The following is a 16,004-nucleotide window of genomic DNA, read 5'->3' as shown; positions in this document are numbered from 1 at the left end:
CCCTGCCTCGCGCAGCGACCGAGCCCCCGAAGGACAGTCCATGTTCGACGTCGTCGAGACCCCCATCGCACGCCTGCGTGAAGCCCTGGAGACCGGCGAGACCACGGCCGTCGAGCTCGTCGACGCCTATCTCGCCCGCATCGACGCCTACGACGGCGCCGGCTCCGAGACCGCGCTGAACGCGGTCGTGGTGCACAACCCCGAGGCGCGTGGCGAGGCCGAGGCGGCCGACGCCCGGCGCGCCCGCGGCGAGGTCCTCGGCCCGCTCGACGGGATCCCGTACACCGCGAAGGACAGCTACCTCGTGCGAGGGCTCACCGCCGCCGCGGGCTCCCCCGCCTTCGCCGAGCTCGTGGCCCAGCGCGACGCGTTCACGATCGAGCGTCTCCGTGCAGGCGGCGCGATCTGCCTCGGCCTCACGAACATGCCGCCCATGGCGAACGGCGGCATGCAACGTGGCGTGTACGGCCGCGCGGAGAGCCCCTACAACGCCGCGTTCCTCACCGCGCCGTTCGCGTCCGGGTCCTCGAACGGATCCGGCACCGCCACCGCAGCGAGCTTCGCGGCGTTCGGCCTCGGCGAGGAGACGTGGTCGAGCGGGCGCGGGCCCGCGACCAACAACGCGCTGTGCGCTTACACCCCGTCGCGCGGCGTGATCTCGGTGCGCGGCAACTGGCCGCTCGTTCCGACCATGGATGTCGTCGTTCCGCACGCACGCACGATGTCCGATCTGCTCGAGATCCTCGACGTGATCGTCGCCGACGATGTCGAGACCCGTGGCGATTTCTGGCGCGCTCAGCCGTGGATCGCCCTGCCCGCCTCCTCGGCCGTCCGCCCCGCTGCGTATCCCGCCCTCGCCGCGGACGCGGCCGCGGCGCTGGCCGGGAAGCGGATCGGGATCCCCCGCATGTACATCAACGCCGATCCCGACGCGGGCACGGCCGAGCGTCCCGGCATCGGCGGACCGACCGGGCAGCGCATCGACACGCGCGCGTCGGTCATCGACCGCTGGGAGCAGGCCAGAGCGGATCTGGAGCGCGCGGGCGCCGAGGTCGTGGCGGTCGACTTCCCGGTCGTCACGAACTACGAGGGCGACCGTCCCGGCGCCCCCACGATCGCCACCCGCGGACTCGTTACGCCGGCGTACCTGCGCCGCGAGATCGTGGACCTGTCGGCATGGGGCTGGCAGGACTTCCTCGACGCGAACGGGGATCCGCAGCTGCGCAGCCTCGCCGACGTCGAAGGCGCGACGATCTTCCCCCACCCGGCCGGCGCTCTGCCCGACCGCTATACGGGCTTCGACGACGACATCGCCGAGTACCCGGACTGGGTGCGCCAGCATCCCGACGCGACGATCACGTCGATCCCCGAGCTCGAGGAGGGACTGACCGGTCTCGAGGAGACGCGCAGGATCGACCTCGAGCAGTGGATGGACGAGCTCGGCCTCGACGCCGTCGCCTTCCCTGCGGTCGCCGATGTCGGTCCCGCGGACATGGACGTCAACCCCGCCTCCGCAGACCTCGGCTGGCGCAACGGCACCTGGATCGCGAACGGCAACCTGCCGATGCGCCACCTCGGGATCCCGAGCGTGACGGTGCCGATGGGCCTCATGGCCGACATCGGGATGCCGATCGGGCTCACCTTCATCGGCCGCGCCTATGACGACACGGCGCTGCTGCGGCTCGGCGCAGGCTTCGAGGCGATCGGCGCGGACGGGGACCGCCGCACGGCGCCGCCACGGACGCCCCGGCTCTGAGCACGCCTCGCCGTCGCGACCGTCGCAACTCGACCACGGCGAAGTGTGTCGGCGCATTTCACCGCCGCTACCACCCCTCACACGCCCGGACGTAGCCTGATCGGACCGATCCTGTGAGGAGACCATCGTGACCACGCCCCGCACCCCCCTTTCGCCCCTTCCGGTGCGTGAGGCTGCGGCGTGCATGTGCGCTCACGGCGACGTCTGCTCGTCTTTCGCTCCGGGGCATGCTCTGCACCTGATCCAGGCGCGTCTCGCCGCCGCGACGACCGCGGGCTGGACCGACGCGCTCGTCTCGGGCGTCGACCGCGCCGCGGGCATCGTCGACGTCACCACGCTCGACGGCGAGACGCTCACGCTGTGGAACGCCGGCGGCGCCGCCCTCGAGGTCGAGCCGGGGCAGCCCGTCGCCGTGCACACCCGTTGGGACGTGCTCGCGATCGGCGCCCTGCGCTACAACGTCGCCCGCCACTGACTCCGGAAGGCGCCCTTCGTCTCCGCGACGGAGACGAAGGGCGCGCTCACGGCTACGCGCCGAGCTCTCGAAGGAAGCCCTGCACGTGCTGCTGCAGGCGCAGGATCCGCTGCGCGCGCACTGCTTCGCGGTCGAAGCCCTCGTAGGCGAGCGCCGGCAAGCGCCGCACGTTCGCCGAGCAGCCGAAGTTCGCGCAGATCAGCACGCCCAGGGTGTCGCCGTTGCGGCCCGCGGGGCCGACCTTGCGCGCGGCGAAGAACTGAACGTCGTTGCGCAGCGTCACGTCCTCGCACCACGAGCACTGTGCGCGGGCCAGAGTGCGCTGCTCGGCCTGCTGCAGCATCACCGCGACCGGCGAGCCCTCGTCGCGGTGCACGGCGACGTACGCCCGTCGTGGCATCTTCGGGTCGGACCACCCGAGGAAATCGAGTGCCGAGAAGTCGATCCGGGCGAACTCGGGCGGCAAGGTCACGGAGGAGGCCTCCTTGCGGGAGGTGTTGCGGAAGGAGGCGCGAAGGGCGCGCTCGTCGATGGGAAGCATGACGTACTCTCTGTGCGGTGTCAGATCGCCTGCGGAGGGCAAGCGGGAGAGGCGGCAGCCGAATGCAGCCGGAGGATGACCCGCGGAACACTCACGCGGGCGCGACGATCGGGCCGGCAGGAGAACCCACCGGCAGGAGCGTCAGCCTCTGTCACCGGCGCGGAATGCGCCAGCGACCTCCTTCGACACCGAACGGGTGCCTCGAACAACGAGCATGCTTCGATCCTAGGCCAACCGCAGCGGGAGGCGGCTGGGAGCCTGCGCAGTGCTCAGGCCGCCACCATGGAGTCGCGCATCGCCATGCAGGCGTCCATGCACGCCTTGCACGCGGCAGCACACATCCGGCACACGTCGCTGTGAGCCTCGTGCTTCATGCACATGTCCATGCAGAGCTGGCACATCGCCATGCACGCGTCCAGCATCGACATCATGACCGCGGGCGTCATCCCCTGCATACGCATCATCGCGCGCATCATGGTGTTGCACATGTCCGCGCAGTTCATGCAGGCCGGAGAACAGTCCATCATCTGGGTCGCGCAGACCGTGCAGGCCTGCTCGCACGCCGAACACGCATCCATGCACGCCTGCATGAGCGCCATGTCCATCGCCTGCATGCCGGGCATCATGTCCATGCTCTTCATCGAGTCCATCATCATCGAGTCCATCTCGCGCTCCTTCGTCCACCGGGGAAGGCGGGCGAACGGCCCGTCTGACGCCCAGATTAGTCCCGCGCGGCCGCCGCGTCGATGGCGAACCTCGAGGCAGAAAGGCCACCCTGCGTTGGGTGGCCTTTCTGTTAAAGGAAGTCCGGCGGTGTCCTACTCTCCCACAGGGTCCCCCCTGCAGTACCATCGGCGCTGTGAGGCTTAGCTTCCGGGTTCGGAATGTGACCGGGCGTTTCCCTCACGCTATGGCCGCCGAAACACTATTGACGTGTCTCGAACAAGCACAAACGTAATGTTTGTTATGTTCGCGGTTTCGACCGTACGTCGAGAACCACAAAGTGGACGCAAGCACCAAGAACGGTGTGTTATCAAGTCATCGGCTTATTAGTACCAGTCAGCTGCACGTGTTGCCACGCTTCCACATCTGGCCTATCAACCCAGTAGTCTGGCTGGGAGCCTCTCACCCGAAGGTATGGAAGTCTCATCTTGAGGCCGGCTTCCCGCTTAGATGCTTTCAGCGGTTATCCATCCCGAACGTAGCTAACCAGCGGTGCTCCTGGCGGAACAACTGGCACACCAGAGGTTCGTCCAACCCGGTCCTCTCGTACTAGGGTCAGATCCTCTCAAACTTCCTACGCGCGCAGCGGATAGGGACCGAACTGTCTCACGACGTTCTAAACCCAGCTCGCGTACCGCTTTAATGGGCGAACAGCCCAACCCTTGGGACCTACTCCAGCCCCAGGATGCGACGAGCCGACATCGAGGTGCCAAACCATGCCGTCGATATGGACTCTTGGGCAAGATCAGCCTGTTATCCCCGAGGTACCTTTTATCCGTTGAGCGACAGCGCTTCCACAAGCCACTGCCGGATCACTAGTCCCGACTTTCGTCCCTGCTCGACCTGTCAGTCTCACAGTCAAGCTCCCTTGTGCACTTACACTCGACACCTGATTGCCAACCAGGTTGAGGGAACCTTTGGGCGCCTCCGTTACTTTTTGGGAGGCAACCGCCCCAGTTAAACTACCCACCAGGCACTGTCCCTGAACCGGATTACGGTTCGAAGTTAGATATCCAGAGTGACCAGAGTGGTATTTCAACAATGACTCCACCATAACTGGCGTCATGGCTTCAAAGTCTCCCACCTATCCTACACAAGCCACACCGAACACCAATACCAAGCTGTAGTAAAGGTCACGGGGTCTTTCCGTCCTGCTGCGCGTAACGAGCATCTTTACTCGTAATGCAATTTCGCCGAGTTCGCGGTTGAGACAGTTGGGAAGTCGTTACGCCATTCGTGCAGGTCGGAACTTACCCGACAAGGAATTTCGCTACCTTAGGATGGTTATAGTTACCACCGCCGTTTACTGGGGCTTAAATTCTCAGCTTCGCCGAAGCTAACCGGTCCTCTTAACCTTCCAGCACCGGGCAGGCGTCAGTCCGTATACATCGTCTTGCGACTTAGCACGGACCTGTGTTTTTAGTAAACAGTCGCTACCCACTAGTCTCTGCGGCCACCACACCCTTTTCGGAGTAAATCCGTATAAGCGGGTGGCCCCCCTTCTCCCGAAGTTACGGGGGCATTTTGCCGAGTTCCTTAACCACGATTCTCTCGATCTCCTTGGTATTCTCTACCTGACCACCTGAGTCGGTTTGGGGTACGGGCGGCTAGAACCTCGCGTCGATGCTTTTCTTGGCAGCATAGGATCACCCACTTTCAATCCGCATCGTGTCTCAGCCTTAATGAGAGACGGATTTGCCTATCTCTCGGCCTACGCACTTGCACCAGGACAACCATCGCCTGGCTGGGCTACCTTCCTGCGTCACACCTGTTAATACGCTAACCGCACCAGAATGGGGTCGTACGCTAGGCCTCAAGCCATCACCCGAAGGATCCGGTCATGAGGATTCAGATACTTAGCACTACTGGATTAGCTTGGGCGGTTCTTCGCCGGTACGGGAATATCAACCCGTTGTCCATCGACTACGCCTGTCGGCCTCGCCTTAGGTCCCGACTTACCCAGGGAAGATTAGCTTGACCCTGGAACCCTTGGTCTTCCGGAGGACGTGTTTCTCACACGTCTTTCGCTACTCATGCCTGCATTCTCACTCGTGTAGCGTCCACGGCTGGATCACTCCGCCGCTTCACTCGCCACACGACGCTCTCCTACCCATCAACACGGCTGGACCACGAAGGCCTACCATAAATGTCAATGCCACAACTTCGGTGGCGTGCTTGAGCCCCGTTACATTGTCGGCGCGGAATCACTTGACCAGTGAGCTATTACGCACTCTTTCAAGGGTGGCTGCTTCTAAGCCAACCTCCTGGTTGTCACAGCAACTCCACATCCTTTCCCACTTAGCACGCGCTTAGGGACCTTAGATGGTGGTCTGGGTTGTTTCCCTCTCGACTATGAAGCTTATCCCCCACAGTCTCACTGCTGCGCTCTCACTTACCGGCATTCGGAGTTTGGCTGACGTCAGTAACCTTGTAGGGCCCATCGGCCATCCAGTAGCTCTACCTCCGGCAAGAAACACGCAACGCTGCACCTAAATGCATTTCGGAGAGAACCAGCTATCACGAAGTTTGATTGGCCTTTCACCCCTATCCACAGCTCATCCCCTCAGTTTTCAACCTAAGTGGGTTCGGCCCTCCACGACGTCTTACCGTCGCTTCAGCCTGGCCATGGATAGATCACTTCGCTTCGGGTCTAGGACACGCGACTGAATCGCCCTATTCAGACTCGCTTTCGCTACGGCTACCCCACACGGGTTAACCTCGCCACGTATCGCTAACTCGCAGGCTCATTCTTCAAAAGGCACGCTGTCACCCCTACTAAGGAGGCTCCAACGGTTTGTAAGCAAACGGTTTCAGGTACTATTTCACTCCCCTCCCGGGGTACTTTTCACCTTTCCCTCACGGTACTTGTCCGCTATCGGTCATCTGGGAGTATTTAGGCTTATCAGGTGGTCCTGACAGATTCACACGGGATTTCTCGGGCCCCGTGCTACTTGGGATACTCTTCGCGCCAAGCCAGGCATTTCGACTACGGGGTTCGCACCCTCTATGACCGGCCATTCAAAGCCGTTCGTCTATACCTGCTTGTAACGCTGAAAGTTCGGCAGAACAATCAGAAAAGTCCCGCAACCCCGGGCATGCAACGCCTGCCGGCTATCACACACACCCGGTTTAGCCTCATCCGCTTTCGCTCGCCACTACTCACGGAATCACATGTTGTTTTCTCTTCCTGTGGGTACTGAGATGTTTCACTTCCCCACGTTCCCTCTACCCGCCCTATATATTCAGGCGGGAGTCACTAGGTCGGCACGCCGCCCAGCGGGGTTTCCCCATTCGGACACCCTCGGATCAAAACTCGCTTATCAGTTCCCCGAGGCTTATCGCAGATTGCTACGTCCTTCTTCGGCTCCAGATGCCAAGGCATTCACCGTTTGCTCTTAAAGACTTGAAATCACATGAGTTCATCAAGAATCGGAAACCGAACCCCGAAAGGCCCGGCTCGAAATTGACTAATGATCTTTAAGATCATCAATACGAGACAATCCGAAGATCGTCTCGAAGATGCTCGCGTCCACTGTGTAGTTCTCAAAGTACGGGCGGTCCCTCAAACACCCACCACAAAGGCAGACATAAGAAGGCCAGAAAAACCGCATGTGTTCCCACATCCGGTCCCTCAGGACCCAACAGCGTGCAGACACCCCGCTCACCCACCCCCACGTTCCCACCGAACCCCAAAGGGCCCGACGTACTAACGGAGATCAGCTGCGCTGATGCCATGTCAAATGTTCCACCCATGAGCTCCCAGCGAAGAACAGACGCCTTCGAACTGGGTTCTGGACTCCGAAGAGTCAGATGCTCCTTAGAAAGGAGGTGATCCAGCCGCACCTTCCGGTACGGCTACCTTGTTACGACTTAGTCCTAATTACCGATCCCACCTTCGACGGCTCCCTCCACAAGGGTTAGGCCACCGGCTTCAGGTGTTACCGACTTTCATGACTTGACGGGCGGTGTGTACAAGACCCGGGAACGTATTCACCGCAGCGTTGCTGATCTGCGATTACTAGCGACTCCGACTTCATGAGGTCGAGTTGCAGACCTCAATCCGAACTGGGACCGGCTTTTTGGGATTCGCTCCACCTCACGGTATTGCAGCCCTTTGTACCGGCCATTGTAGCATGCGTGAAGCCCAAGACATAAGGGGCATGATGATTTGACGTCATCCCCACCTTCCTCCGAGTTGACCCCGGCAGTATCCCATGAGTTCCCACCATTACGTGCTGGCAACATAGAACGAGGGTTGCGCTCGTTGCGGGACTTAACCCAACATCTCACGACACGAGCTGACGACAACCATGCACCACCTGTTCACGAGTGTCCAAAGAGTTGACCATTTCTGGCCCGTTCTCGTGTATGTCAAGCCTTGGTAAGGTTCTTCGCGTTGCATCGAATTAATCCGCATGCTCCGCCGCTTGTGCGGGTCCCCGTCAATTCCTTTGAGTTTTAGCCTTGCGGCCGTACTCCCCAGGCGGGGAACTTAATGCGTTAGCTGCGTCACGGAATCCGTGGAAAGGACCCCACAACTAGTTCCCAACGTTTACGGGGTGGACTACCAGGGTATCTAAGCCTGTTTGCTCCCCACCCTTTCGCTCCTCAGCGTCAGTTACGGCCCAGAGATCTGCCTTCGCCATCGGTGTTCCTCCTGATATCTGCGCATTCCACCGCTACACCAGGAATTCCAATCTCCCCTACCGCACTCTAGTCTGCCCGTACCCACTGCAGGCCCGAGGTTGAGCCTCGGGATTTCACAGCAGACGCGACAAACCGCCTACGAGCTCTTTACGCCCAATAATTCCGGATAACGCTTGCACCCTACGTATTACCGCGGCTGCTGGCACGTAGTTAGCCGGTGCTTTTTCTGCAGGTACCGTCACTCTCGCTTCTTCCCTGCTAAAAGAGGTTTACAACCCGAAGGCCGTCATCCCTCACGCGGCGTTGCTGCATCAGGCTTCCGCCCATTGTGCAATATTCCCCACTGCTGCCTCCCGTAGGAGTCTGGGCCGTGTCTCAGTCCCAGTGTGGCCGGTCACCCTCTCAGGCCGGCTACCCGTCGACGCCTTGGTGAGCCATTACCTCACCAACAAGCTGATAGGCCAGAACAATGCATACCCACCAGGGAAAACCGGTAAGCAGCGAGTTTGAAACTGACCAAAGAGATGACATCATTGCTGACTTCATCCGAATGCCAACCCCAAAAGGAGTTGGTCTTTGATCCAAAGGAATTTCTCAAACCAACCAAAAAAGCTGGAACGAGGAATAAATTGGCATTTGACAAGTGCACGCTGTTGAGTTCTCAAGGATCGGATGCTCCTGCGTTCCGGCCTCTCGGCCTTCCCTTCAGGGCAACTTCTCTATCTTATCCGTGTCGCTCAGGCTGTCAAATCGACACGCCGTGAGGTTCAGAACCGGATCCGTTATCTCGTTTCCGAGGCAACTTCTCTAGCTTATCCCTCCCGGCCAGCTTGTCAAATCGACGATCCTGGCGGACGGTCACCCTCTCAAGCGCACGCGCTTGACCCCCCACCGCAGGGAGAACCTGCGAGAAGAGGAACCGACTTCCGGAGAAGAAGGTGGGTGGTGTTCGCCGCTTGGGGAGTCAGGCCTTCCGGCCCTTCGCTCTACCGCTTGGGGCGAACAAGTAATAAGTTACGTGGATCCCGGGGTTCCGGCAAATCCGGGCGCCCTCTCGGGCGTGTCGCGCGCGGTTCCGCGTCCGTTCACCGCGGATTCATGCGCCCGATGACCCCATGCGTCGTGTGCGCACGGCGCGCATCACCAGGATCACCGCGAGGGTCAGGACGCCCCAGACTCCGCATGCGAGGGGAAGCGTGCGATAGGCGAGGTGCTGCACGGTGAACTCCTCCGTGAGTGGTCCGTACGCGACGAACCCGAGGACGACCGCGACCACCAGCATCACCGGCAGCGACAGCCACCAGCTCAGCCGGATCGCGAGCGGCGCCGGATGCACCTGCCCCGGCGTGCGGCGACGCATCCAGAGCGCACCGGCGATCGCGAGCACGACAACGCCGCCGATCCCGGATCCGTACTGCAGCCACTTGTAACCGAGGAGCGGCCCCCACTGCTCGTCGAGCGCGGGGATCAGTGAGGTGCCGGCCCTCCCCTCATGCGTGAACGCGTCCCAGAGGATGTGCGTGACGACGCCGAGGGCGAGAGCGAGTACGAGGAGGACCGCCCGCGCGACGGTTCCGAAGATCTCCGTCAGCACGGCGCGGGGACCTCGGTCCCACTCCTGCGGGAGTCGCGCACCGATGAAGCGCGGCGCGAGCAGTCGGCAGGCCGGCCGCAGGACGATCCGCCAGAGGACGAGCAACGCAAGCGCCAGGAGCACGGTGACCGGCAGCCAGCGCAGGTCATGTGTCACCGAGTAGTCGACGATCAGTCCGCGGGTGAACAGCGGCAGGTCAGGCGCCATGGCTCCGATCGCGATCGCCGCGGGCACGAGCGGCGTACGGATGAAGGGCAGCGCCACGATCGCGTGACTCGGCGTGAACGGCATGGTCCGACCGTACCCGGGACGGATCACAAGGCTGGCGCATGCAGGGCGTGCCAGCCGTCGGCGCCCCTCCGAAACTTCGACGCCCCCTCTAACCTGCGCACCCCAGAGGGGGCGCGGATAGCCAGAGGGGGCGTCGGCGGATCGGATCCGCGCGCGAGTCAGGCGGGAAGCAGGCCTGCGAGCGTCTTCTTGCCGCGCCGCAGCACCGAGACCCCGCCGGGCAGCCCGAGCGGCACGGTCGCGTCGTCGGACTCCACCCGCTCGCCGTCGACCGAGACACCGCCCTGCGCGATGGCACGCCGGGCCTCGGAGGCGCTGGAGACCAACCCGGTCGCCACGAGCGCGTCGACGACGGTGGATCCGGCGGCCACCTGCGCGTTCGGCAGTTCCTCGAGCGCTGTGCGCAGTGTTGCGGCGTCGAGCGCCGACAGGTCGCCCTGTCCGAACAGCGCCTCCGACGCGGCGATCACCGCGGCGGTCGCCTCGTCGCCGTGCACGGTGGCGACGACCTCGAGGGCGAGACGCTTCTGTGCGGCGCGGCGGAACGGCTCGGACTCGACGAGCGCCGCGTACTCCTCGATCTCGGCACGGGTGAGGAAGGTGAAGACCTTGAGCCTGTCGATCACATCGGCGTCGGCGGTGCTCAGCCAGAACTGGTACATCCGGTACGGGCTGCACATCTCGGCGTCGAGCCAGATCGCATTGCCCTCGCTCTTGCCGAACTTGGTGCCGTCGCTGTTCGTGATCAGCGGGGTGCCGATCGCGTGCACCGAGGCTCCCTCGACGCGGTGGATGAGATCCGTCCCGCTGGTGAGGTTGCCCCACTGGTCACTTCCGCCGGTCTGCAGCACGCAGTCGTACTGACGGTGCAGCTCGAGGTAGTCCAGGCCCTGCAGGATCTGGTAGCTGAACTCCGTGTAGCTGATGCCGGCATCGGAGTTCAGGCGCGCGGCGACCGCATCCTTCTTCAGCATCGTGCCGACGCGGTAGTGCTTGCCGATTTCGCGCAGGAAGTCGATCGCGCTCATCGGCGCGGTCCAGTCGAGGTTGTTCACGATCCGTGCCGCGTTGTCGCCCTCGAAGCTGAGGTAGCGCTCGACCTGCGCGCGCAGGAGCCCGACCCAGTCCTCGACGGTCTCGCGCGTGTTCAGCGTGCGCTCCGCCGTGGGGCGGGGGTCGCCGATGAGGCCCGTGGATCCGCCCACGAGCCCGAGCGGCTTGTGCCCGGCGAGCTGGATGCGGCGCAGCGTCAGCAGCTGCACGAGGTTGCCGAGGTGCAGGCTCGGCGCCGTCGGGTCGAAGCCGCAGTAATACGTGATCGCGGGACCTGCGAGAAGGGCGCGCAGCGCCTCCGGATCCGTGGACACGTGGACGAGTCCGCGCCAGACCAGCTCATCCCACACGTTCTCGAACGTGGGGTCGATGGCCGGTGCCGCGGTCGTCAGGGATGGGTTCGACACCGGATCAGGCTACCAGCGCGGATCCGGCTGCTCCCCCTCCCCCGCGTTCGGGTCGCGAACGCCCGTTTCGGGGCGCGCGCCACCGGCTTCGAGCGGCCTGCTGCGCCCCGAATGACGGTTCTGCGCCCCGAAACGGGGCAGATAAGCTGGGGCTCGTGTGGGGAACGCGCGCAGGTCGCACGGTCCGGGGCCTGATCGCCGCCCTGGTCGCGACGTTCGTGGCCTCCGTCTCGCACTCCACGGCCGATGGCGAGCCCGCCCCGATGATCGGGGTGGTGCTCGCGCTGCTGTTCGCCGCGCCCGTCTGCATCGCGTTGGCAGGGCGGACGCTGAGCTGGGCCCGCCTGTCGCTCGCCGTGGGGCTGAGCCAGATCGCGTTCCACGGGCTGCTGCTGATCGGCGTGGGATCCGGATCCGGATCCGCGGTCGCCGGCGGGCACCTGCACGGCGCCGAGCTCTCCGGCGCCCTCGGCGCCACCGCCGTCGACGCCGGGCACGCCCTGCACCTGCAGCCCGCGATGTGGGTCGCGCACGCGATCGCCGCGGTGCTCACGGTGCTGGCCCTCGGCCGCGGCGAGCAGACGCTGCGCGCGCTGCTCGAGCTCACCGGCTGGAACCTCGTGGCACGGCTGCTCACCGCTCCGCCGTCGCCCGCGCACCGCGTCCCGGCTGCGCCGCCGGCCGCCGGGCAGACGCTCCGCTCTCTCTTCGTTCTGACCGTCGTGTCGAGGAGGGGTCCGCCGCTCGCGGCCTGACCTCCCTCACCCGCACCCCTGACGGGCCGCTCGCTGCGCGCCCGTGGTGCACCACAGACGACCTCAGAAAGAACGAACTCCATGCGAAACACCACTGCTACCCGCGTCCTCGTCGGCCTCGCCGCCGGCGCCGTGCTCGCCCTCGCTGCACCCCTGGCCGCCTCGGCGCACGTGACCGCGACCCCGAACCAGGCCGAGGCCGGATCCTGGACCTACGTCACGTTCCGGGTTCCGAACGAATCCACGACCGCCAGCACGGTCAAGCTCGAGATCCACCTGCCCGCCGACACCCCGTTCACGAGCGTCAGCTACCAGCCCACCGCGGGCTGGACGGGAGCCGCGACCAAGACTGCACTGCCCAAGCCGGTGAAGGTCGAGGGCAACACCATCAGCGAGGCCACCACGGAGGTCACCTTCACCGCCGATGCCGGCGGGATCGCGCCTGGCCAGTTCCAGACGTTCACGCTGTCGCTCGGACCGGTGCCGGACACGGGCCGCATCGTGATCCCCGCGACGCAGACCTATTCCGACGGCAAGGTCGTGGAGTGGTCTGCAACGCCGGAGGAAGCGGCCAAGGACGACACGCTCGAGCCCGCGCCCGTGGTGTGGGTGAACGACGCTCCCCCCGCTGACCACCACGGCGGCGCAACCGCGACGACCGCACCGGTCGCGTCGGCGCAGACGCCCGCCGATGGTCAGGGCGGTCTCGCGCTGGGCCTCAGCATCGCCGCGCTCGTCGTCGCTGCGGGCGGCGCGCTGCTCGGCGGCTTCGCGCTGGGCCGAAGGAAGAAGGGCGACGCATGAGCATGCGCCACCGGCTCACCGCACTCGCGGCGACGATCGGGGTCGGGCTGGTCCTGGCCACCGCCGGCGCCACGGCGGCGAGCGCGCACGACACGCTCGAGAACACGGATCCGGCCCAGGGGTCGACCGTGAAGAGCCTGTCCTCGGTCGCGCTCACCTTCAGTGCGGATCCGCTCGGCACCGAAGGAGCGACGATCATCCAGGTGATCGGGCCCGACAAGAAGTACTACGAGACCGCGTGCCCCGACCTCAACGGGCCGGTCGTGTCCTCGCCGATCGCGCTCGGAGGCGCCGGCACGTACGAGGTGCTCTGGCGCGTGGTGTCCTCCGATGGGCACCCGATCTCCGGCAGCTACACGTTCGCGTATGCACCGGACGGCACCGCGACGCCCGCGGCGGCCGGATCCGCGAAGCCGATCTGCGGCCCTGCCGCGTCGGCGACCTCCGAGACACCAGGGGCGGCCACCGGCACAGACACGGGTCTGTGGATCGGACTCGGCATCGGCGCGGTCGTGCTGGTCGGCGTCGGTGTGGGCGCGTGGGCGCTCGCCCGCGGCCGCAGGAGCTGAACCACACCCCGGCTGGAGACGGAACGCGGTGCTCTTCCGAGAGCACCGCGTTTCGTCTTGCTCAGCCCGGAACGCGCACGGCAGGCACGCGTTCGAAGATCAGCGCCCGCCCGCCACGCAGCGTCCGCGACCTGAGCCCCGCCTCCTCCATGAGCTGCACCACGCGGCGGGACAGCGTCGGCAGCGCGGGAACCGTGCCACCGGGCGTGCGCGCGATCCCGGCGATGAGCGTCACGTCGACGCCGGATCCGCGCGCCTCGATCCGTGCGAAGTCGCCTTCCGCCCGCCAGACCAGTCGCTCGAGCTCGCGATAGCGGATCCCCTGCTCGGCTCCGGCGACCTCGATCCGCAGACGGTCCGCGTCGAAGCGCACGGCGCAGTCGACCGCGCGACGACGAAGGAGCCACGACATCAGCAGGTAGGCGGGGAGGCCGGGCACCACGACGTACAGCAGGAGGAAGAGCTTCGGCCCGACGTTCAGGATCGTCGCGCCGGTGACGATCAGGATGGCCAGGACCATGCCCGCCACGACGGCCGTGGTGAGGACGCACCAGAGCACGAGCGCTCGCGTGGTGAGCGGCACCCCTCGGAAGCGCGCGAGCGATCCGCGATCCGCGGCCTCCCACAGCGGAGCGGGCGGCGCCTTCGCGGCGTCCCGGGCGCCGATCATCGCCGTGACCCGGCTGATCAGCCCGAGCCAGACCCAGCCGGCGGCCGGCGCTGCCCCCATCTGCAGCACGGCGAGGAACGCGCGCGCGGGGGTGGGCTGGGGCGCCAGCAGCGCGGGAGCCGCTTCGGCAAGGAGCCACAGCAGCAGCCCCGCGCCCGCGGCGCCGGCGATGTGGGCGATCAGTCCGCGGCGGGCCGGCATCCGCAGCGTCGCGTTCACGAACGCGAAGCCGCAGAGCCAGCCGCCCACGAGCGTGAAGAGGAACGACAGGAACTCGAGGTGTCCACCGAGGTATCCCGGCAATGCCAGGGCGCCGCACACCAGCGCCCAGAACAGCGGCAGATGCAGGACTCGCCGCCAGACCGGCCCCGGCTCGGGGCGCACCGGTTCGGGATCCGTCGGCGCCACGGAGTGAACCGTATGGTGCGTCGAACGCGGGGCGTGGTGCTCGGACATCCCGGTCAGTCTAGGGAGCGCGCAGGCGCGGCCGTGGTCCCGGACCGCTTCACCCCAGCGCGCGCAGCCGCGCGTCGAGTTCGGCGAGACGCTCCGGCTCGACTGACCCGAGCCGCGCGGCGCCGTCGGCCAGGGTGATCCCGCGGGCGAGGAACACCAGGGAGTGCGTCGAGACGCCGGGCACGATCTCGTCCAGCACGGCCCGCGCCCCGGGGTCGTCGAGGATCTCGCCGAGGGTGCTGTCCAGCGTGAACCGGGGCTGCTCGGTCATGGGTCCTCCTTCAGGAGAGTTCGCGCGACTCGGGGACGGAGACAGCCGGGGCCGTCCGTCGAGCGGGAGCAGCCACACCCACAACGCCGCGAGCAGCGGATAGGCCGCGAACAGCGTGAGAAGCAGCACGATCACGCGCTCGAGCGGCCCGATCAGGCGTCCGCCGCGGAAGCCGTGATCCGCCGTGGGAGCCGGCGGGGTGGGTTCGGACGCGGTCGGGGTTCCGGGATCGACGGCAGCGGACGGGACGGGCAAGAGCCCCGCCACCGCACCGGCGCGTGCACCAGCACTCATACCCGGCGCTTCGTGGTCCGGCTCCACATCCGCAGGGATCTCGGCCCGCTCGCCCAGCAGTGCCGCGCGGACGATCACGTTGCCGGTCTCGAGCAGCACGGCGAAGACGCCGAGACCGAGGATGAGCAGGTCGAATCCGATCGGTCCGAACGGCGTCGCCAGCCAGCGCCCCGCGAAGAGCCCGGTCATCACACGGGCGGGCAGGAAGGCGACCAGCGCGACCACGAGGACCGCCAGCAGCACCGCCGGCCAGAACGACAGCCGGGGCCGTCCGTCGAGCGGGAGCAGCCACACCCACAACGCCGCGAGCGCGAGGCCGACCACGGCGTAGAGGTATGCGCCGCCCAGGGTGGCGAGCACCAGAACGAGGACGCCGGCCACCGCGATCCCGATCCACAGCGCGCGCCCGCTCAGGAAGCGGCGCAGCACGTCGGCGAGTCCTACCGACAGCAGGATCAGTCCGGCGACGATCATGACATCACCGCCTTCCGCACCCTGTCGCCGCCGCGCCTCAGAAGGACGGGCTTCAGAAGGCCCCGCCGCTTCGTCGCCGCGTCCTGCGCGGACACGGGCGCGGCGGTGAAGGGGATGGTGGGCATGCCCCCATCCTCCCCCGCGTCACCGACATTCCGGTAGGCCTGGCGGCGAGGGCGGCGACCCGTACCCGCGACGGACCGCGGCACAGGGGCTGCGCGAGG

Annotated in this window: 12 protein-coding genes and 3 rRNA genes; 5 read left to right on the top strand and 10 right to left on the bottom strand. The window is 65.6% G+C overall.

The window, feature by feature from the left end:
• Positions 1–40: 40 nt before the first annotated feature.
• Positions 41–1,756 carry an amidase gene (locus tag AC1DG4_RS02030; RefSeq protein ID WP_477375292.1) on the top strand — a complete coding sequence of 572 codons (1,716 nt, stop codon included), beginning with the start codon at positions 41–43 and terminating at the stop codon, positions 1,754–1,756.
• 127 nt (positions 1,757–1,883) lie between these two features.
• Positions 1,884–2,231, top strand: a complete 348-nt coding sequence (locus AC1DG4_RS02025) for a hypothetical protein (RefSeq protein WP_477375290.1) — start codon at positions 1,884–1,886, stop codon at positions 2,229–2,231.
• 52 nt (positions 2,232–2,283) lie between these two features.
• Here the strand turns inward: AC1DG4_RS02025 and AC1DG4_RS02020 are convergent, their stop codons facing one another.
• From AC1DG4_RS02020 to tyrS, 7 genes are all read right to left on the bottom strand, one after another.
• Positions 2,284–2,772: an FBP domain-containing protein gene (locus AC1DG4_RS02020; protein WP_477375288.1), complete on the bottom strand. Its 489-nt coding sequence runs from the start codon at positions 2,770–2,772 to the stop codon at positions 2,284–2,286.
• Positions 2,773–3,041: 269 nt separating this feature from the next.
• Positions 3,042–3,437 carry a four-helix bundle copper-binding protein gene (locus AC1DG4_RS02015; protein WP_477375286.1) on the bottom strand — a complete coding sequence of 132 codons (396 nt, stop codon included), beginning with the start codon at positions 3,435–3,437 and terminating at the stop codon, positions 3,042–3,044.
• A gap of 140 nt (positions 3,438–3,577) precedes the next feature.
• Positions 3,578–3,694: ribosomal RNA gene (gene rrf / locus AC1DG4_RS02010) — 5S ribosomal RNA — on the bottom strand.
• Positions 3,695–3,801: 107 nt separating this feature from the next.
• Positions 3,802–6,904 (bottom strand): 23S ribosomal RNA (locus AC1DG4_RS02005).
• 412 nt (positions 6,905–7,316) lie between these two features.
• Positions 7,317–8,826 (bottom strand): 16S ribosomal RNA (locus AC1DG4_RS02000).
• The 16S, 23S and 5S rRNA genes sit together here, the layout of an rRNA operon.
• 412 nt (positions 8,827–9,238) lie before the next feature.
• Positions 9,239–10,027 (bottom strand): DUF4184 family protein, encoded by a 789-nt coding sequence (locus AC1DG4_RS01995; protein ID WP_477377379.1) that lies wholly within the window; start codon positions 10,025–10,027, stop codon positions 9,239–9,241.
• 158 nt (positions 10,028–10,185) lie between these two features.
• Entirely contained in the window at positions 10,186–11,487 is a 1,302-nt protein-coding gene (tyrS, locus tag AC1DG4_RS01990; RefSeq protein ID WP_477377381.1) for a tyrosine--tRNA ligase, read from the bottom strand.
• A gap of 155 nt (positions 11,488–11,642) precedes the next feature.
• Here tyrS and AC1DG4_RS01985 point away from each other — a divergent pair, with 155 nt between their 5' ends.
• From AC1DG4_RS01985 to AC1DG4_RS01975, 3 genes are all read left to right on the top strand, one after another.
• Entirely contained in the window at positions 11,643–12,242 is a 600-nt protein-coding gene (locus AC1DG4_RS01985) for a hypothetical protein (RefSeq protein WP_477377383.1), read from the top strand.
• A gap of 81 nt (positions 12,243–12,323) precedes the next feature.
• Complete coding sequence (locus AC1DG4_RS01980) at positions 12,324–13,046, top strand: YcnI family copper-binding membrane protein (RefSeq protein WP_477377385.1); 723 nt, start codon at positions 12,324–12,326, stop codon at positions 13,044–13,046.
• A complete protein-coding gene (locus AC1DG4_RS01975; RefSeq protein ID WP_477377387.1) occupies positions 13,043–13,615 on the top strand; it encodes a copper resistance CopC family protein in 573 nt (190 codons plus the stop codon). Before AC1DG4_RS01980 ends, AC1DG4_RS01975 begins: the two co-directional genes overlap by 4 nt.
• Positions 13,616–13,676: 61 nt before the next feature.
• Here AC1DG4_RS01975 and AC1DG4_RS01970 read toward each other — a convergent pair whose 3' ends face one another.
• Genes AC1DG4_RS01970 through AC1DG4_RS01960 form a run of 3 tightly spaced genes read right to left on the bottom strand, consistent with a single transcriptional unit; the run spans position 13,677 to position 15,905 of the window.
• Positions 13,677–14,741, bottom strand: a complete 1,065-nt coding sequence (locus tag AC1DG4_RS01970; protein WP_477377389.1) for a hypothetical protein — start codon at positions 14,739–14,741, stop codon at positions 13,677–13,679.
• 49 nt (positions 14,742–14,790) lie between these two features.
• Entirely contained in the window at positions 14,791–15,780 is a 990-nt protein-coding gene (locus AC1DG4_RS01965) for a hypothetical protein (RefSeq protein ID WP_477421032.1), read from the bottom strand.
• On the bottom strand, positions 15,777–15,905 hold the full coding sequence (locus tag AC1DG4_RS01960) for a hypothetical protein (protein ID WP_477377394.1): 129 nt from the start codon (positions 15,903–15,905) through the stop codon (positions 15,777–15,779). The genes AC1DG4_RS01965 and AC1DG4_RS01960 overlap by 4 nt, the downstream gene beginning before the upstream one ends.
• Positions 15,906–16,004 lie beyond the last annotated feature (99 nt).

This window comes from Microbacterium sp. 05N427 (genome assembly GCF_056397105.1).
Note: the sequence above shows the minus strand (reverse complement) of the source record. Positions and strands in the feature narration are given on the sequence as shown.

Coding starts and splice junctions, on each gene's coding strand:
- AC1DG4_RS01960 (WP_477377394.1), bottom strand. CDS start 15,905: ATGCCCACCATCCCCTTCACCGCCGCGCCCGTGTCCGCGCAGGACGCG.
- AC1DG4_RS01965 (WP_477421032.1), bottom strand. CDS start 15,780: ATGATCGTCGCCGGACTGATCCTGCTGTCGGTAGGACTCGCCGACGTG.
- AC1DG4_RS01975 (WP_477377387.1), top strand. CDS start 13,043: ATGAGCATGCGCCACCGGCTCACCGCACTCGCGGCGACGATCGGGGTC.
- AC1DG4_RS01995 (WP_477377379.1), bottom strand. CDS start 10,027: ATGCCGTTCACGCCGAGTCACGCGATCGTGGCGCTGCCCTTCATCCGT.
- AC1DG4_RS01980 (WP_477377385.1), top strand. CDS start 12,324: ATGCGAAACACCACTGCTACCCGCGTCCTCGTCGGCCTCGCCGCCGGC.
- AC1DG4_RS02015 (WP_477375286.1), bottom strand. CDS start 3,437: ATGGACTCGATGATGATGGACTCGATGAAGAGCATGGACATGATGCCC.
- AC1DG4_RS02030 (WP_477375292.1), top strand. CDS start 41: ATGTTCGACGTCGTCGAGACCCCCATCGCACGCCTGCGTGAAGCCCTG.
- AC1DG4_RS01970 (WP_477377389.1), bottom strand. CDS start 14,741: ATGTCCGAGCACCACGCCCCGCGTTCGACGCACCATACGGTTCACTCC.
- AC1DG4_RS02020 (WP_477375288.1), bottom strand. CDS start 2,772: ATGCTTCCCATCGACGAGCGCGCCCTTCGCGCCTCCTTCCGCAACACC.